This is a genomic window from Christiangramia forsetii KT0803 (genome assembly GCF_000060345.1).
GTDB lineage: Bacteria > Bacteroidota > Bacteroidia > Flavobacteriales > Flavobacteriaceae > Christiangramia > Christiangramia forsetii.
Map to the genome: position 1 here is coordinate 3240569 of NC_008571.1, position 17422 is coordinate 3257990.

Sequence of the window (17422 nt, forward strand, 5' to 3'; positions counted from 1 at the left end):
AAATTAAACCTGACGCTCCATGAGCATTTCTCCAAAATTGCGAAGCGGACCTTTCTTTTCTTCTGGTAACTGAATTTTTTCCAGAATTTTAAAAGCCTTATCAGTATAGACCTGAATTTCTTTCCTGGTAAGTTCTGCAGCGCCACTACTTTCGAAAAGTGACTTTACTGCCTCAATTTTCCCTGAATTTTCAATAGGAGAAATAGAATACAAATGTTCTAATTGTAACGCCTCATTCCTGGTAGCCAGTTCAAGAGTTTTTAAATATAAGAAGGTCTTTTTATTTTCAATAATATCCCCTCCCAACTGTTTTCCGAAAGTTTCAGGATCTCCAAAGGCATCCAGATAGTCATCCTGAAGCTGGAAAGCAATTCCCAATAATCTTCCATACTGGTAAATTGCTTCTTTACATGCTGTAGAAGTTTGAGCTACGATAGCTCCCATTTGCAGGGAAGCACCTACCAAAACTGCGGTTTTATACTCTATCATTTTGAGATAATTTTCTATACTCACATTATCTCGTGTCTCAAAATCGATATCGTATTGTTGCCCTTCACAAACCTCAATGGCTGTTTTAGTAAATAATTTTGACAACTCTTTAAATGTATCCCCTTCGTAGCTTTCAAATAATTGATAAGCATTTATAAGCATTGCATCTCCAGAAAGTATTCCTGTATTAATATCCCATTTTTCATGAACAGTTTCCTTCCCTCTTCTTAAAGGAGCATCATCCATAATATCGTCGTGCACCAGTGAAAAATTGTGGAATATTTCAATTGCTAAAGCAGCATCCAGCGCCTTTTTATAATTACAATCAAAAATTTCTGTGGCCATAAGCACCAAAACAGGTCTTAATCTCTTCCCTCCCTGTTCAAGAATATAAACCATCGGCTCATACAAATTAGCAGGTTCTTTGACCTTAATCTTTTCATGTAGATAATCTATAATCGCTTCTCTATACTGGGAAATGGCAAGCATGAAGTAATAAATTTTCCGCTAAAATACCATAATTGGAAGTATTTCAAATTCTATAGTCATGTTAAATAATAGTAAACTTTGGAAACTATTTTTGTTTATAAAGTTTCCTTCAACTACTTTTGCCAAAATTTTAATAAAAAAGGGTGCAGGAAAAAATATTAAATACCGCTACCGAGATGTTTCTCCAATATGGTTTTAAAAGTGTAACCATGGATGATATTGCCGAAAAACTGGGAATATCTAAGAAAACTATCTATGCGCATTATTCCACGAAAAATAAATTGGTGCAGGCCGCCGGGTCGCATTTACTGCAAAGTATTTCTGAAGGAATTAATAAGGTAAGATCAAGAAACCTCAATCCGGTGATTGAGAATTTTGAAATTAAACGCTTCGTGAATCAGCATCTGAAAGGAGAGAAAACTTCTCCCCATTTTCAATTAAAAAAATACTACCCCAAGATCTTCAACAAACTTATAGAAGAACAATTTAATGTTTTGGAGAATTGTGTTGAAGACAATATTTCTCGCGGAATAGAACTCGGTTATTACAGAAAACAAATTCATATTCCTTTTGTATGCAGAATACATTTTGTGGGAATGATGGGAATTAAGGATAAAGAAATGTTCCCTCTGGAAGAATTTAGTGAAGGGGATTTAACAGAAGAATTTCTGAATTATCACCTTCGGGCAATATGTACAGAAAAAGGAATTAAAACTTTAGAAGAATTTAAAGCAACCTCATGAGAATATCATTTAGAAAACGATTTCTATTAATACTAATAGCGGCCATGGGTGGTATTATGGCTGTAAATGCCCAGGATAGTATCTCAAATCAAGACTATAGTTTTAGTCTGGAAGAAGCTATTAGATACGGACTGGAAAACTCCTATAATTCTCAAACCGCCAGCAAAGATGTTGCTATCGCATTAAAACAGAAGTGGGAAATTATATCCCAGGGACTTCCACAAATTAGCGCCAATGCAGAATATAGAAATAATCTGGTACAACCTGTTACCCTGTTGCCTGGAGCAATAGCCGGAGGGGAACCCGGAACATTCGTTCCTGTTACTTTTGGTACCAAGCAAAACCTCACCGCTACAGCTACCTGGAACCAATTAATTTTTGATGGCTCCTATATTGTTGGTATTCAGTCTTCCAAAACCTTGCTTCAAATTACTGAAAACGCAAAAATAAAAACAGACTTAGAGGTAAAGAAAGCCATTACCGACGCTTATGGTAATGTATTGTTAGCAGAAGAAAATATTGAGATCTTAAAAAACAACCTAAAGACAGTTCAAAAAAATCTTGATGACACTCAAGTAATTTTCGAAAATGGCCTTGCTGAAGAAGAAGAAGTAGAGCAACTTAAAATTACCCAGTTAGGTTTACAGGCTAATCTCAATAATGCTGTGCGTATGGAAGATATTGCCTATGATATGCTGAAAGTAACTATGGGTATCCCGGTAGAAAATCCAATACAGGTAGAAGATGAGCTCGATCAATTAAGTATGGAAAATTTTGATCTTTTACTGCTTTCTAAAGAAATAAATGTAGAAGAAAATATAGATTATCGAATTGCTGAAGATCAGGCGAACAGCGCCGAGATTGAGGTTAAGTTAGAGAAAAGTAAGGCACTTCCAACACTTTCAGCATTTGTAAATTATGGTGCACAGGGAAACAGTGATGATTTCACTTTTTTCACCAATAACCAAACATATTTTGATCAGTCTATATTAGGGCTTAGCTTAAACGTTCCTATTTTCAGTAGCGGGATGCGAAGTGCCAGAACTGCACAAAAAGAACTGGCTTATGAGCAATCTTTATTAGAGTTGGAACAGACGAAAAACCAGGTTAAACTTAATATTCAAACAGCTAAAAATGATTATAGCTTCAGTCTTGAAAATTATGAAAACAAAAAACAAAATTTAAATCTTGCTGAACGCATTGAAAATAAAAATCAAATTAAATTTTTTGAAGGTCTGGCAACCAGCTTTGAGTTAAGTGAAGCGCAACGCCAATTATACCAGGCACAACAGGAGTACCTGCAAGCCATGCTGGATGTAATTACCCAAAAAGCCAAATTGGAAAATCTGTTAGACACTACCACCTATTCTGAAAATTATGACAATTAAAAAACACTTTAATCATATTCCCATGAAAAAGTTTCTATTTATACTTACCACATCACTTATTCTAAGCTCTTGCGGAGGTAACGATAAATCTGTAGACGCCCTAATTGAAGATGGTGATCTTAGCGCAATTAAAGAAAGAAAAACAGCCTTAAGTACTCAGCAAAGAGAATTAAAGTCTGAAATTGAGAAATTAAACAGCTACATTCAGAAAAAGGAAAAAAAGCAGGCTGCAGTATTAGTTTCTACTCAAAAATTGAATGATTCTATTTTCAAACATTTTGTGGAAGTTCAGGGTAATGTAGAAACCGATAAGAATATTATTCTTTATCCTGAATACTCCGGAGTTCTTACCGAGGTATATGTAAACGAGGGGCAGCAGGTATCCAAGGGACAGCGACTGGCGAAAATTGATGATGGAGGTCTTAGCAGTCAGGTTGCCCAGCAGGAAACGCAAACCGCTCTGGCTAAAACCACTTTTGAAAGACGTAAGCGTTTATGGGATCAAAAAATAGGTTCAGAGATCCAATTTCTGGAAGCGAAAGCCAATTATGAAGCTTCCCTGGATGCTACCAATCAGCTAAAATCACAATTAGGGAAAACCATTATTAAAGCTCCTTTTAGCGGGGTAATAGATAATGTAATTGCTGAACAGGGCCAGGTGGTAAATCAAGGGCAAACGGAAGTTATTAGGCTGGTCAACCTTAGCGATATGTATGTAAAGGCATCTTTACCAGAAAACTACTTAAACAATATAAAAGTTGGAACAGAAGTGAGTATAAACCTTGCTTCCATTGGTCAGGAATTTAAGGGCACCGTACGCCAGGTTGGGAATTATATAAATCCTGATAACAGAACCTTTGATGTAGAGATCGATATTCCAAATAAAAACGGCCAGGTAAAACCAAACCTAATCGCCACGGTAAAAGTGAATGATTATACCAGTGAAGGCGCTATTACCATTCCGGAAAACATTCTTCAGGAGAATTCTGAAGGAGAAACTATTGCCTATATATATGAAGTAAAAAGTGATTCTACCGGAGTTGCGAAAAGAGTCGTTTTAGAAATCGGACTGAATTACGGTAACGAGATCGAAGTGAAAAGTGGATTGAATGATGGTGACGTTGTTATTATTGAAGGCGCCAAAAGTGTACGTGACGGACAACTTGTTACTACCAAAAATTAGAAAATAGATTGCATTATGGGCAAGAATACTTATAAAGAATTTAGCATATCATCCTGGGCGATCGAGAATAAAATGACGGTATATGTAATTATATCCATCATTCTATTTTTAGGAGTTTACTCCTATTACACGATGCCCAGAGAATCTTTTCCTGAAATTATAGAAACTAAAATTTATGTGAGTTCTATAAATCCAGGGAACTCAGCTGAAGACGTAGAGAAATTTATTACCGAACCGCTGGAAGAAGAATTCAACAATATTGGTGGAGTACGGGAAATCAGTTCCACTACCCTTCAGGATTATTCTATGGTGATTATAGAATTTGAGGAGGATGTAGAAATTCCTACTGCCAAGCAACGGGTAAAAGATAAAGTAGACCAGGTAAAAGCTGAAACCACCTGGCCTACGCTGGATAACGGAGCTAAGGTAGAACCCAATGTATTTGACCTTAACCTTTCAGAAGAGCAACCTATTCTGAATATTAACCTTACCGGAAACTATCCTATTCAGCAACTAAAAGATTACGCAGAATATCTTCAGGATAAAATTGAATTGCTTCCCCCTATTAAAGAAGCAACCATTAGGGGAGTGGAAGATCAGGAAGTAGAGATTGCCGTAGATGTCTATAAAATGACCGCCTCCCAGGTAAGCTTCAACGACATTATAAATGCCGTACGTGGTGAGAACAATACCATTTCCGGAGGTAATGTTATAAGTAATGGTGTTCAGAAAAACATTCGAATTCTAGGCGAAATAGAAAACCCAAAAGAGCTTAGAAACGTAGTGGTGAAAACCGATGGCGGTAATATTTTTCTTAAAGACATTGCCACCATTAATTTTAAAGATCAGGATCCAACCACGTATGCCAGGGAGTACGGTAATCCCGTAGTAATGCTGGATGTAAAAAAACGTGCCGGTAAAAATATGATCGCCGCCGTAGAAAACATTAAGGAAATTGTAAAAGAAGAGCAGGAGAATTATTTGCCGGATGATCTTAATATTTCCCTGACCAATGACCAGTCTATTAAAACCCAGAACCAGGTAGACGACCTGGTAAATAATATCATTTTTGGGGTAATCCTGGTAGTATTAGTACTGATGTTTTTCCTGGGCTTTAGGAATGCATTATTCGTGGGATTTGCTATTCCGCTTTCCATGCTTATGTCGCTATTCATCCTATCCTCATTAGGCTTTACCATGAACACCATGGTACTTTTTGGTCTGGTAATGGGACTTGGAATGCTGGTAGATAATGGAATTGTGGTGGTAGAGAATGTATATTCCCTGATGAGCCAGGGGATGCCGCGTATGAAAGCTGCCAAACAGGGTATGGGTGAAATCGCCTGGCCCATTATTGCTTCCACGGCAACCACGCTGGCAGCCTTCTTTCCTTTAGGCTTATGGCCCGGATTAATTGGAAAATTCATGATTTATTTTCCGATAACCCTTTCAGTGGTATTAGGATCTTCCTTATTCGTGGCCCTAATCATCAATTCCATGCTTACTTCCAAATTCATGAAAACTGAAGAGGAGTCATTAACCAAGAAAAAACTTATACGTTGGAGTTTAATCCTTGCAGGTGTTGGGATCGTATTACTTATTACAGGATACATATTAGATGTAGCGGGACTTCGAGGAATAGGAAATTTGAGTATTCTTGCTGCAATCATGCTGTGGGTTTATAAGTATTTCCTTGCAGGAGCTGTAGATTATTTCCAGTTTAAGGCACTAAAAAGATTAGAAAATTTATATGAAGGTTTCTTAAAATATGCCCTAAAAGGAAGAAAGGCTTATGTATTCTTCTTCGGAACATTTGGCATACTTATTTTATCTTTCTTTTTAGTGGCTGTAGCGCAACCAGATGTGTTGTTTTTTCCTGAAAATGAACCAAACCAGATTATCACCTATATAGAATATCCTCAAGGAACAGATATCAAGAAAACCAACGAACTCACCAGGAAAATTGAAGAGCGAGTTTATGATGCCATTGAAAAATATCAGGACGATGATGGTTATAACTATATGGTAGAATCTGCTATTTCTCAGGTAGGTCAGGGTGCGGGGAATCCTCAAACTGATGCCGGACAAGCTAACGAGATGCCCCACAAAGGGAAAATAACCCTTTCTATGCGGGAATTTCAGAAGCGTCGAGGTGTGAAGAGTAGCGCTGTTTTGGCTGAAGTTCGGGATGCAGTAAAAGGATTTCCGGGAGCTTCGATTATTGTAGAAAAAGATGCAGCAGGTCCACCAACCGGCTATCCAATTAATATTGAATTAAGCGGAGACAATTATGAAGATATGTTGCGCGAAGCTGAAAGCATGCGAAACTTTATAGAAGGACTGAATATCGCCGGGATAGAAGAGCTAAAAATAGACGTAAATAAATCTAAACCGGAGATGGATGTTCAGGTAGATCGTGGAAAAGCAGGTCAGTTGGGGATTTCTACTTCAACAATTGGTCAAACTCTAAGAAGATCTATCTATGGAGAAGAAATTTCCACTTATAAAGAAGGAGATGATGATTATCCAATAAATGTTCGATTTGCAGATAAATACCGATACGATGAAAGTGCAATTTTCAATCAGCCGGTAACTTTCAGGAATAATAACGGGAAGCTAATACAGGTGCCTATTTCGTCATTAATCACCAAAAGCAACACTTCTTCTTTTAGTTCTATTAAACGAAAAGACCTTAAAAGGATCATTACTGTTTATTCTAATGTTTTGGGTGGATACAATCCTACCGAGATTGTAAATGAATTGAAAGATGAATTACAAAATTATGAAACTCCATCAGGTATAAATTATTCATTTACCGGTGAACAGGAAGAACAGGCAGATAATATGAGTTTCCTTCTTATGGCGCTATTTTATGCTATGGGAGGTATTCTACTAATTCTCGTGGCACAATTCAATTCCATCTCCAAACCTATAATTATCCTAATGGCGATTGTTTTAAGTTTGGCGGGGGTATTTTTAGGACTGGTAATATTCGGAATGGATTTCGTGGTGATTATGACCATGATGGGTATTATCTCCCTCGCAGGAATTGTAGTAAATAATGCCATTGTACTTATTGACTACACCCAGATCCTTATCGACCGTAGAAAGGAAGAAAAAGGTATGGAGGAAGATGAGTATCTAAGTCGCAAGGAATATTTTGAACTGGTTGCTGCAGGTGGTAGATCTCGTTTGAGACCGGTATTACTAACCGCTATTACCACAGTGTTAGGTTTAATCCCCCTGGCAGTAGGTTTAAATATTGATTTCTTTGGTCTGTTTACAGATTACGACCCGGGGATTTATATTGGAGGTGATAATGTGATTTTCTGGGGACCATTGGCCTGGACCGTAATCTTCGGGCTGATCTTCGCAACCTTCTTAACACTGGTAATTATCCCTATCATGTTCTATTTAGTTAATAGGGCCAAAATTAAATTCAGGGAAAAACGTGAATCCCGAAATAGAAAAAAAGAAGAAGAAAAAAGAAAAGAAAAAGAACTGGCAAATGCCTAAATAAAAAACCCCGAAGAAATTCTTCGGGGTTTTTTATTTATATATCTTTTTAATCATTTTCGATCTACTAAAAGACTCTCGCTTTTCCAACTATTTACAGAAGCTATTACGCTATTTTCGTAGTCCACTTCGGTAAGTTTAGTTTCAGACCAAAAAAACCATTTCCCGTCCTTTTTGCCATTCTTGTAGTTCGCGATGGCTGTCTTCTTACCGTCTTGGTTGTAAGAAACCCACTCTCCGTGGAGTCTGCCATCCTTGTACGTACCTTCCTGTCTAATACTTCCATCTTCATAATAAAACGTTCCTTTAATTAAATTTCCCTGTTCTTCAAAAACAGGTTTTAGCTCTGTATCTTGTGCTATAGCAACTCCTCCCATGAGGAAAGCCACTGCCAAAACTGTATTTTTAATTCTCTTCATAGCTCATTTCATTTAACGTTAACATTACAAATATAAAGAAAGTTTACAAAAAATCAATATTCACGTAACATTAAGTTAACATTGGAGCTTCTGTAAATTGATTTACAGTAGATTAAATTTCAATTTTAATTTAACATTGAAATAAAATCAATTAATTTTTAAGCAGGAAAGGCTCAGTAAAAGTGTATAACTTCTTACTTTTGCACCCATTCTAAATTTGAAGGATAACATGTACAGAAGTCATACCTGCGGTGAACTTAATGCTCAACAAATTGGTAACAAAGTAACCCTCTCCGGATGGGTTCAAAAAGTAAGAAACAAAGGGTTTATGATCTGGGTAGATCTGCGTGATCGCTACGGTTTAACTCAGTTGATATTTGACGAGGAACGTTCTTCAAAAAAACTTATGGATAAGGCCGGAAGTCTCGCCCGAGAATTTGTTATTCAGGTGGAAGGAACGGTAATTGAAAGGGAGTCCAAAAACCCCAATATCGCCACCGGTGAGATCGAAGTTCTTGTAGAAGATTTTAAAATATTAAATTCTTCCAAAACCCCTCCTTTTACTATTGAAGATGACACCGATGGTGGAGAGGATCTTAGAATGAAATACCGCTATCTGGATATTCGTCGGAATCCGGTAAAGAATAAATTGATGTTCCGCCACCAGGTAGGCATGAAAGTAAGAAATTTTCTTTCCAATGAAGGTTTCATTGAAATCGAAACTCCATATTTAATAAAATCTACTCCTGAAGGTGCTCGTGACTTTGTAGTGCCGAGCAGGATGAATGAAGGTCAGTTTTATGCCCTTCCTCAATCTCCTCAAACCTTCAAACAATTGCTGATGGTGGGTGGTATGGATAAGTATTTTCAGATTGTAAAATGTTTCCGGGATGAAGATCTTAGAGCAGACAGACAACCTGAATTCACACAGATAGACTGCGAAATGGCCTTTGTAGACCAGGAAGATATTTTAAACATTTTTGAAAGTCTTACCAGGCATTTACTAAAAGATATCAAAGGTGTTGATGTGGCAGAATTCCCAAGAATGACCTACGATGATGCCATGAAAAAATATGGAAATGACAAACCGGATATTCGTTTCGGGATGGAGTTTGCAGAATTGGATGATATCGCTAAAAATAAAGGCTTCAATGTATTCGATCAGCAGGAATTGGTGGTGGGAATTGCTGTTCCCGGAGCTGCCAGTTTTACCAGAAAAGAAATAGACAAACTTATTTCCTGGGTTAAAAGACCACAGGTTGGTGCTAACGGACTCGTTTGGGCGAAATATAATGAAGATGGAACTCTAAAGTCATCGGTAGATAAATTCTACTCCCAGGATGCTTTGAAAAATTGGGCGGAAGCCACCGGCGCAAAACCTGGCAATCTTATTTTGGTAATGGCAGGTGATGCCGCAAAAACAAGAACTCAGCTGAGCGCTCTTAGAATGCATTTAGGAAATGAGCTTGGACTAAGAAAAGCTGATGAATTTGCTCCACTATGGGTGGTAGATTTTCCACTTTTAGAATGGGATGAAGAAACTGAAAGGTTCCATGCGATGCACCATCCTTTTACCTCTCCAAAGAAAGAAGACTTTGCACTGCTGGAATCAGAACCTGGAAAAGTTAGAGCAAACGCCTATGATCTTGTGCTGAACGGGAATGAAATTGGTGGAGGCTCTATAAGAATTCACGATAAGGAAACTCAATCTCAAATGTTCAAATATCTTGGATTTACTCCAGAAGAAGCAAAAGAACAATTCGGATTCCTGATGGATGCGTTTCAGTATGGAGCACCTCCACACGGAGGAATCGCTTTTGGATTTGACAGGCTGGTTGCCATTCTTGGTGGTCAGGAAAGTATCAGGGATTTTATAGCTTTCCCTAAAAACAATTCCGGTAGGGATGTGATGATAGATGCTCCGGCAAAACTTGACGAACAACAACTTAGCGACTTACATCTTCGCTTGAAATTATAAAATATCAAGACTGTTTAAAATAGTCTTAATTTCGTCACCCTGAACTTGTTTCAGCTTATATTTTGTTATTTGAACATCATATTAAATCCTGCAACAAGTTCAGGATGACGTTTAATCAGACCTTTAAATAATCTATTTTTATATTCACAAGCTAATTATCAAAGTGTGGCAAAATTCAGAAATTCCTTGCTTCATAAGTTTTTGAACTGGAAATCCAGAAACCTTTCTCATCGCCAGTTTTTGATGTTCTTAAGTGCGGTTATTGGGTTTGTAGCCGGAATTTTTGCTGTGATCATTAAAAACCTTACGCACTTAATTCAGTCTTTACTGGAAGGAGAGTTCATCGTAAGATATCACGATGCTTTCTACTTTATATTCCCGGTAATTGGTTTATTACTGGTTTACCTCATCGTAAAATTCATTTTAAAACGAAAAGTAGGTCACGGGATTCCAACCACCTTGTATGCAATTTCAAGGCAAAAAGGAATCATGAAGAGGTATCAAATGTACGCTTCCTTAATAACCGCTCCAATTACTGTTGGTTTTGGTGGATCTGTAGGTTTAGAAGGGCCAACGGTGGCTACCGGTGCTTCCCTGGGGTCTAATATTTCCAGGATATTTCAGATGAATCAGGCCTCGCGTACTTTGCTAATTGGCTGTGCGGCTGCCGGAGCTATGTCTTCCATTTTTAAAGCTCCAATTGCTGCAATTATTTTTGCAATAGAAGTATTTAGCCTGGATCTTACCCTGGCCTCCCTTTTACCACTTCTATTAGCATCGGTCTCGGCAATTTTAACTTCCTATTTTTTCTTCGGAAGTGAGATCATTTTACCCTTTAAACTGGAAGATGCTTTTATAATTTCTGAAGTTCCATACTATATATTACTTGGAATTTTGGCTTCTGTTTGTTCCATTTATTTCTCTAAAATCTATTTTGGATCAACGAAACTTTTGGCAAAAATATCCTCCCCTTTTGTCCGGCTCATTATGGCAGGACTTGGATTAGGAACCCTTATTTATTTTATTCCGCCATTATACGGAGAAGGTTATAATGTAATTAATAATCTCCTCCAGGAAAATTACTTAGAAGCTCTGGGCACGAATTTATTTAATGCTTACCTGGAAAATATTTGGGTGGTTATTATTCTTTTAGCGGGTCTTGTGATTTTTAAAATTATCGCCTCTTCGCTAACCTTTAGCGCGGGAGGTGTTGGAGGTATATTTGCCCCGGTATTGTTTATGGGAAGTGCCATGGGACATTGTTTTGCCTTAATAATTAACAATCTGGGCATCTTCAAGCACCAGATCTCCGTTAGTAATTTTACGCTGGTAGGTATGGCCGGTTTAATGGCCGGTGTGCTCCATGCTCCCTTAACCGCAATTTTTCTTATAGCTGAACTTACCCATGGTTATGAACTTTTTATTCCCTTAATGATCACGGCAGCCATCTCTTTTATGATCACTTCTAAATTTCAACCGCACTCGGTTTATACGATGGAACTGGCTCAACGGGGAGACCTGCTTACTCATGATAAAGATCAAACCGTTTTAACTCTAATGAATATTTCGCAGGTGATAGAAAAGAACTTTATTCCGTTAGAAATAGATATGAATTTGGGAGATGTAATTCATCAGGGAGTTGTAAAATCTTCCCGCAATATTTTTCCTGTGGTGGACGAAAATCGTAAATTCATGGGTATAATCCTGCTGGACGATATTCGGTCTATCATGTTCAATGAAAAACTATATAACGAAGTAAAGGTTCAGGATATCATGCAACAGGCACCCGAAATTATAGATATTGAAAATGATAGAATGCAAGCCATTATGAAGAAATTTCAGGATAGCAATGCCTGGAATTTACCGGTAGTAGAAAAAGGAAAATATATAGGCTTTATTTCAAAGTCTAAACTCCTAACCGCCTACCGACAGAAATTGATAGAAGTAACCGTCTGATAATAAAAATGCAGAAATCAGTAGTTAAGTGCATATAATTTTAAAGTTATAAAATACTAATTACTAATAATACAAAATAATTCTATTGTCAGTTCAAGCGCAGTCGAGAACTATTGATCAGTTAAATTTAGGTTTCGACTGCGCTCAACCTGACATTTACAGATCTATTAAATATTTGAATATGAAACTATTTATGAAAATACTGGGAATCGCGATTTTAATAGCCATCGGTGTTGGTTTCTATTTTCGGCTTCATGATGATTTCCTAACCGGTGACAGAATCATTGGAATTGCTGTGCTGGTAAGTGCATTTATACTCATGCCTATATTCTTAGTAGTACGTTGGAGAGGCAAAAAATTAAAGGATTATACTCTGTCTGAAGAGAATATGAAAAAAATGCGAGAGAATGGAATTGATTAAATTACAGCAAAAATTTATAAAAAATTCTGATTTTCAACGGATTCTAAAATTTTATCTATTATGTTTGTTCTTTATTAATTATTATTTTTTATGCAAGGCACAGTAAAATTTTTCAATGAATCTAAAGGTTATGGATTCATTACCAACGACGACACCAAAAGAGACATTTTCGTACACATCACTGGTTTAAACGGTGAAACTCTCCAGGAAGGGGATAGAGTTGAATACGAAGAAACAGAAGGAAAAAAGGGAGTGAACGCTACAGAAGTACGCGTGATCGAATAATATATTTTTTTCTGATTAGAACAGTAAAAGCCGCTTTTCAGCGGCTTTTCTTATTTTTAATCCTGTGTTTTTAAAGATTTTCCAACTCCTTCAAGCATAGTAGTAGTTAATTTGTCAAGATTAAATTCATGTTTCCATCCCCAGTCTTCTCTTGCAGTTGTATCATCTATACTGGATGGCCATGATTCAGCAATTTCCTGTCTAAAATCAGGATCATAAGAGATCTTAAAACCATTAATATGCTTTTTGATCTCACTAGCTAAAATTTCAGGAGTGAAGCTCATCGCAGCTAGATTATAAGATGATCTCACTTTTATTTTTTCAGCAGGTGCTTCCATAATATCCACCGTAGCTTTTATAGCATCGTCCATATACATCATCGGCAAAGCTGCATCTTCAGCAAGAAAACTAGTATATGATGAATTTTTCAGTGCTTCATGAAAAATCTCGATGGCATAATCTGTAGTTCCCCCTCCAGGAAGCGTTCTATAACTAATAATTCCAGGATATCGTATACTTCTTACATCTACACCAAATTTATTAAAATAGTATTCACACCAACGCTCACCGGTTTGCTTACTTATTCCATACACAGTAGTTGGCTCCATGATTGTAGTTTGGGGAGTATCGTCCTTTGGAGTTGTGGGTCCAAAAACCGCAATGCTGGAAGGCCAGAACACCTTTTCAATTATTCCTTCTTTTGCAATATTCAGGATATGAAATAGGGAATCCATATTTAGATCCCATGCTTTCATAGGAGCTTTTTCAGCAGTAGCGCTAAGCATCGCAGCCATGAGGTAAACTTCTTTCACCTCATAATCCTGTATTATCTTTCTAATATGAGGTTCATCAGTAGCATTCAGGGTTTCAAAAGGACCAGATTCCATCAGTTCTTTTGCACCTTCTCTAATATCACTGGCGATCACCTGGTCATTCCCATGTATCTCTCTCAATTTCAACGTTAGCTCAGTACCAATTTGTCCGCAGGCACCAATTATCAAAATCCTTCCGGCCATAAATTAAATTTTTTGCAAATATATTTAATTATACAGAGGAATTCGTAATCTTAGTATTTTCTTGACGTTCATTATTGGCGATTCTTCAATAATTTTTAAATCTGTAAATAATGAATAACTTTGTAATCCTTTGAAATTCTTTTTATGAAAAACCTGATCTATTTTATCCTTATACTAGCAGTAGTATCTTGTAAAACTGAACAAAACGGTGAAAATTCAATAAAAAATGAAATGGATACCACCGCCTTCCAAAAGAAAATGAAAATAGAAAAAACACCTCTTACTCTCGAACCTGAAGCCAGGAAATATGCCCTTAACTGGGTAGAATTTATAACCGCTCAAAACGAAGTAAGAAGACTTGAAAATTCAACTATAAATGAGGTAATGAATAGTGCTCCGGCTATTGCTCAAATAATGGAGTCTTTAAAAAACTCTGTACCGGATAGCCTCAAATCGGTTGCTGTGGAGTCCAGGTTAAATGTGGTGAATACAAAGGCACAGCTTTTAAAGCAATATTCAGGAAAGCAGGAGCCGGATGCAGGGGATATTTCACAGACTACGGAAGAACTGCATTTAGAATTTACCAATTTAAAACTTCAGATGAACGAAATTTTCCTGAAGTCACTGGAAGAATTCGAAAAAGAGCTTGATGAATTTGAAAAAATGGAAAGAGAACAAGATTCAATTTCTGCTGATTCCATAACTACCCAAAATTAATTTTGAAAACCTAAGCATGAAAAAATCATTATTCATAGCGTTTCTTCTTCTCACAGTTTTTTCCTGGAATAGTCTGAATGCACAGGTTAAAAACACCGAAGAAAATATTAAAGCCGTAAAAAGACAAATTAATAAAACCATAGGAAGTTGGCATAAAGCGGCAGCCTCAGCAAAATTTGAAGATTACTTTGAATTGATGACTGAGGATGCCATATTTATTGGAACCGACGCTACCGAAAACTGGACCTTACCTGAATTCAAAAAATTCTCTAAACCGTATTTTGATGCCGGAAAAGCCTGGAGTTTCTCAACTCTTGAAAGAAATCTTTATGTACATGAAAATATAATGCTTGCCTGGTTCGATGAACTTTTGGACACACAAATGGGTATTTGTCGAGGTTCGGGAGTATTGATGAAAGAGGATGGAAAATGGAAGATTCATCATTATGTTCTTTCCATCGCCATTCCAAATGAAAATGTAGACGAAATCACAGCAATCAAAAAAGAGTTTGACACTAAATTAATCTCAAAGCTCACGAAGAACTGAGCTTCTGCATTCCCGAACTCTTAAAAAATTTCTCAAAAACTAATATGAAATATTGTTAGTTTTTTGAATTACAAATGCTTAAAACTAATAATCTGCTAATAAATCCTTTGATTTTTTAGCAGATTTTTTACTTTAGCCGGCATATTTATAATTATTCAATAAAACGATGAAGAAAATAAACAAATTTCTGCTTTTGTCATTGGTTGGCACCGGACTTTTTACAGCCTGTAATGATGATGATAAAAAGGCAGAGGAAAAGGATGAAGAGGTCCATGGTATTAACCTTGCCTATATGGATACGACCACAACTCCAAAAGAAGATTTTTTCCGCTATGTGAACGGAACCTGGCTGGATAGTACCGAAATTCCAAATGATCGTACTCGTTGGGGAAGTTTTGACGAATTGCGCCAGAGAACAGATGAAGATGCCCTGGCCCTTCTTGGAGAAACAGCTGAAAGTGATAGCCTTGATGGATCTACAGATTCAGGTAAAGCAGTTTTTCTTTACAAAAGTATCATGGATACCGTTTCCAGAAATGAACAAGGTGTTGAACCAGTAAAGCCATATTTGGCAAAAATAGACGCTATCCAGTCTAAAGAAGATCTTCAGGATTTCCTGGTTGAAATGAGTGAATATGGAAGCGCAGGATTCTTTTCATTTGGTGTAGGAGCCGATAGTAAGAATTCAGATATGAATGCTGCTTATCTTAATCCGTCTGGTTTAGGCCTTCCTGAGAGAGATTATTATCTAACTCAGGATTCAGATTCTAAAGATAAGAGGGAAAAGTACAAAGCTTATATCGCTGATATGCTTCAGTATATAGATTATTCTGAAGAAGAAGCTTCGAAAGCTGCCGAAACTATTCTGGCTTTTGAAACGAAACTGGCAGAACCCCGTTTAGATAAAGTTGAGCGTCGCGATGCTAGAAAAACGTACAATCCAATGACCGTTGCCGAATTACAGAAAACAGTTCCGGCAATGCAGTGGAATGCCTATTTTGAAGGTATTGGTGCTAAAAAGCTTGATACTATCATCGTTTCTCAGCCAAAATACATGAAAGCACTTCAGGGAATTCTTGCTGAAAATTCAGTAGAAGACTGGAAAACGTATTTAAAATGGGATCTTTTCAATAGCGCTGCTCCATCCCTAACTACAGACCTTGAACGTGAATCATGGGAATTTTACAGTAAAACTCTAAGAGGTGCTAAAGAACAAAGACCTCGAGATGAAAGAGCCCTTGGAAGCATCAATGGAGTTCTTGGAGAAGCTCTTGGTAAATTATATGTTGAAAAACACTTCCCTCCACAGGCCAAAGAAAAAGCTCAGGAAATGGTGGCTAATATTTTGAAGGCTTATGAAAACAGAATCAACAATTTGAGCTGGATGAGCGAGGACACTAAAAAGAAAGCACTTGAAAAATTAAGTACTTTTAATGTGAAAATTGGCTATCCTGATGAGTGGAAAGATTACAGTGAGTTGGAGATTGTAGCTCCTGCTGACGGAGGATCTTATTTTCAGAATATGCTGAATGCTCAAAAATGGAGAGTTGCCGAAAATATGGCAGATCTTGGTGAGCCAGTAGATAAAACCGAATGGTTTATGTCTCCACAAACGGTAAATGCCTATTATAACCCTCGTTATAATGAGATTGTATTCCCTGCGGCTATTCTACAACCCCCTTTCTATGACTATAAGGCTGACGCAGCTGTAAATTACGGCGGAATTGGAGCTGTAATTGGTCATGAAATCTCTCACGGATTTGATGATAGCGGTGCTCGTTTTGATGCTGAAGGTAACTTAAACAACTGGTGGACAGATAAAGATCTTGAGCAATTCGAAGGTCTTGGTAATGATCTTGCTGAGCAATACAGCGCTATTGAAGTGATGGACAGTGTTTATATCAACGGGAAGTTTACCCTTGGGGAAAACATTGGTGACCTTGGTGGTGTAAATGCTGCATATGACGGACTTCAGCTTCACTTGAAAGACAATGAAAATCCTGGAAAAATTGATGGATTTTCTCCGGAACAACGTTTCTTCCTTTCTTGGGCTACCGTATGGCGTACTAAAATGCGTGATGAAGCCATGAGAAACAGGATAAAAACTGATTCACATTCTCCAGGAATGTACAGAGCATATGTACCGCTTCAAAATATTGATGCATGGTATGATGCTTTCGCTATTGAAGAAGGTGATGCGATGTATGTAAAACCAGAAGAAAGAGTTAGAATCTGGTAGATTTTAGTATATCAAATAAAAAAGGCTGGTCTACGA

At 37.2% G+C, this 17422-nt stretch carries 14 protein-coding genes; 11 read left to right on the plus strand and 3 right to left on the minus strand.

The genetic code is table 11. From position 1 onward, the window contains the following. Positions 1–3: 3 nt before the first annotated feature. Complete coding sequence (locus GFO_RS14515) at positions 4–978, minus strand: polyprenyl synthetase family protein (RefSeq protein WP_011710929.1); 975 nt, start codon at positions 976–978, stop codon at positions 4–6. 143 nt (positions 979–1121) lie between these two features. On the opposite strand from GFO_RS14515, the gene GFO_RS14520 reads away from it, so the two are divergent. From GFO_RS14520 to GFO_RS14535, 4 genes are read left to right on the plus strand one after another with little or no spacing between them, the layout of a single operon-like run. Continuing rightward, positions 1122–1721 (plus strand): TetR/AcrR family transcriptional regulator, encoded by a 600-nt coding sequence (locus GFO_RS14520; protein WP_011710930.1) that lies wholly within the window; start codon positions 1122–1124, stop codon positions 1719–1721. Continuing rightward, positions 1718–3109, plus strand: a complete 1392-nt coding sequence (locus GFO_RS14525) for a TolC family protein (protein ID WP_011710931.1) — start codon at positions 1718–1720, stop codon at positions 3107–3109. Before GFO_RS14520 ends, GFO_RS14525 begins: the two co-directional genes overlap by 4 nt. A gap of 22 nt (positions 3110–3131) precedes the next feature. Further along, entirely contained in the window at positions 3132–4292 is a 1161-nt protein-coding gene (locus GFO_RS14530; RefSeq protein ID WP_041250403.1) for an efflux RND transporter periplasmic adaptor subunit, read from the plus strand. A 15-nt stretch (positions 4293–4307) separates the two neighbouring features. Continuing rightward, positions 4308–7808: an efflux RND transporter permease subunit gene (locus tag GFO_RS14535; RefSeq protein WP_011710933.1), complete on the plus strand. Its 3501-nt coding sequence runs from the start codon at positions 4308–4310 to the stop codon at positions 7806–7808. A 53-nt stretch (positions 7809–7861) separates the two neighbouring features. Here the strand turns inward: GFO_RS14535 and GFO_RS14540 are convergent, their stop codons facing one another. Next, on the minus strand, positions 7862–8227 hold the full coding sequence (locus GFO_RS14540; protein WP_011710934.1) for a toxin-antitoxin system YwqK family antitoxin: 366 nt from the start codon (positions 8225–8227) through the stop codon (positions 7862–7864). Positions 8228–8456: 229 nt separating this feature from the next. On the opposite strand from GFO_RS14540, the gene aspS reads away from it, so the two are divergent. The 4 genes from aspS (at position 8457) to GFO_RS14560 (ending at position 12867) form a co-directional block, all read left to right on the plus strand. Then, positions 8457–10205: an aspartate--tRNA ligase gene (gene aspS, locus GFO_RS14545; RefSeq protein ID WP_041250154.1), complete on the plus strand. Its 1749-nt coding sequence runs from the start codon at positions 8457–8459 to the stop codon at positions 10203–10205. Positions 10206–10370: 165 nt separating this feature from the next. Beyond that, on the plus strand, positions 10371–12161 hold the full coding sequence (locus tag GFO_RS14550; RefSeq protein WP_011710936.1) for a chloride channel protein: 1791 nt from the start codon (positions 10371–10373) through the stop codon (positions 12159–12161). Between the two features lie 181 nt (positions 12162–12342). After that, positions 12343–12582 (plus strand): hypothetical protein, encoded by a 240-nt coding sequence (locus tag GFO_RS14555; RefSeq protein WP_041250155.1) that lies wholly within the window; start codon positions 12343–12345, stop codon positions 12580–12582. Positions 12583–12672: 90 nt separating this feature from the next. Then, complete coding sequence (locus GFO_RS14560; RefSeq protein WP_011710938.1) at positions 12673–12867, plus strand: cold-shock protein; 195 nt, start codon at positions 12673–12675, stop codon at positions 12865–12867. 56 nt (positions 12868–12923) lie between these two features. Here the strand turns inward: GFO_RS14560 and GFO_RS14565 are convergent, their stop codons facing one another. After that, positions 12924–13883: an NAD-dependent epimerase/dehydratase family protein gene (locus tag GFO_RS14565; protein ID WP_011710939.1), complete on the minus strand. Its 960-nt coding sequence runs from the start codon at positions 13881–13883 to the stop codon at positions 12924–12926. A 144-nt stretch (positions 13884–14027) separates the two neighbouring features. Between GFO_RS14565 and GFO_RS14570 the strand changes: the two genes are divergently transcribed. From GFO_RS14570 to GFO_RS14580, 3 genes are all read left to right on the plus strand, one after another. After that, entirely contained in the window at positions 14028–14600 is a 573-nt protein-coding gene (locus tag GFO_RS14570; RefSeq protein ID WP_011710940.1) for a hypothetical protein, read from the plus strand. 16 nt (positions 14601–14616) lie between these two features. Then, positions 14617–15147 (plus strand): nuclear transport factor 2 family protein, encoded by a 531-nt coding sequence (locus GFO_RS14575; RefSeq protein WP_011710941.1) that lies wholly within the window; start codon positions 14617–14619, stop codon positions 15145–15147. 166 nt (positions 15148–15313) lie between these two features. Further along, positions 15314–17386 (plus strand): M13 family metallopeptidase, encoded by a 2073-nt coding sequence (locus GFO_RS14580; RefSeq protein WP_011710942.1) that lies wholly within the window; start codon positions 15314–15316, stop codon positions 17384–17386. Positions 17387–17422 lie beyond the last annotated feature (36 nt).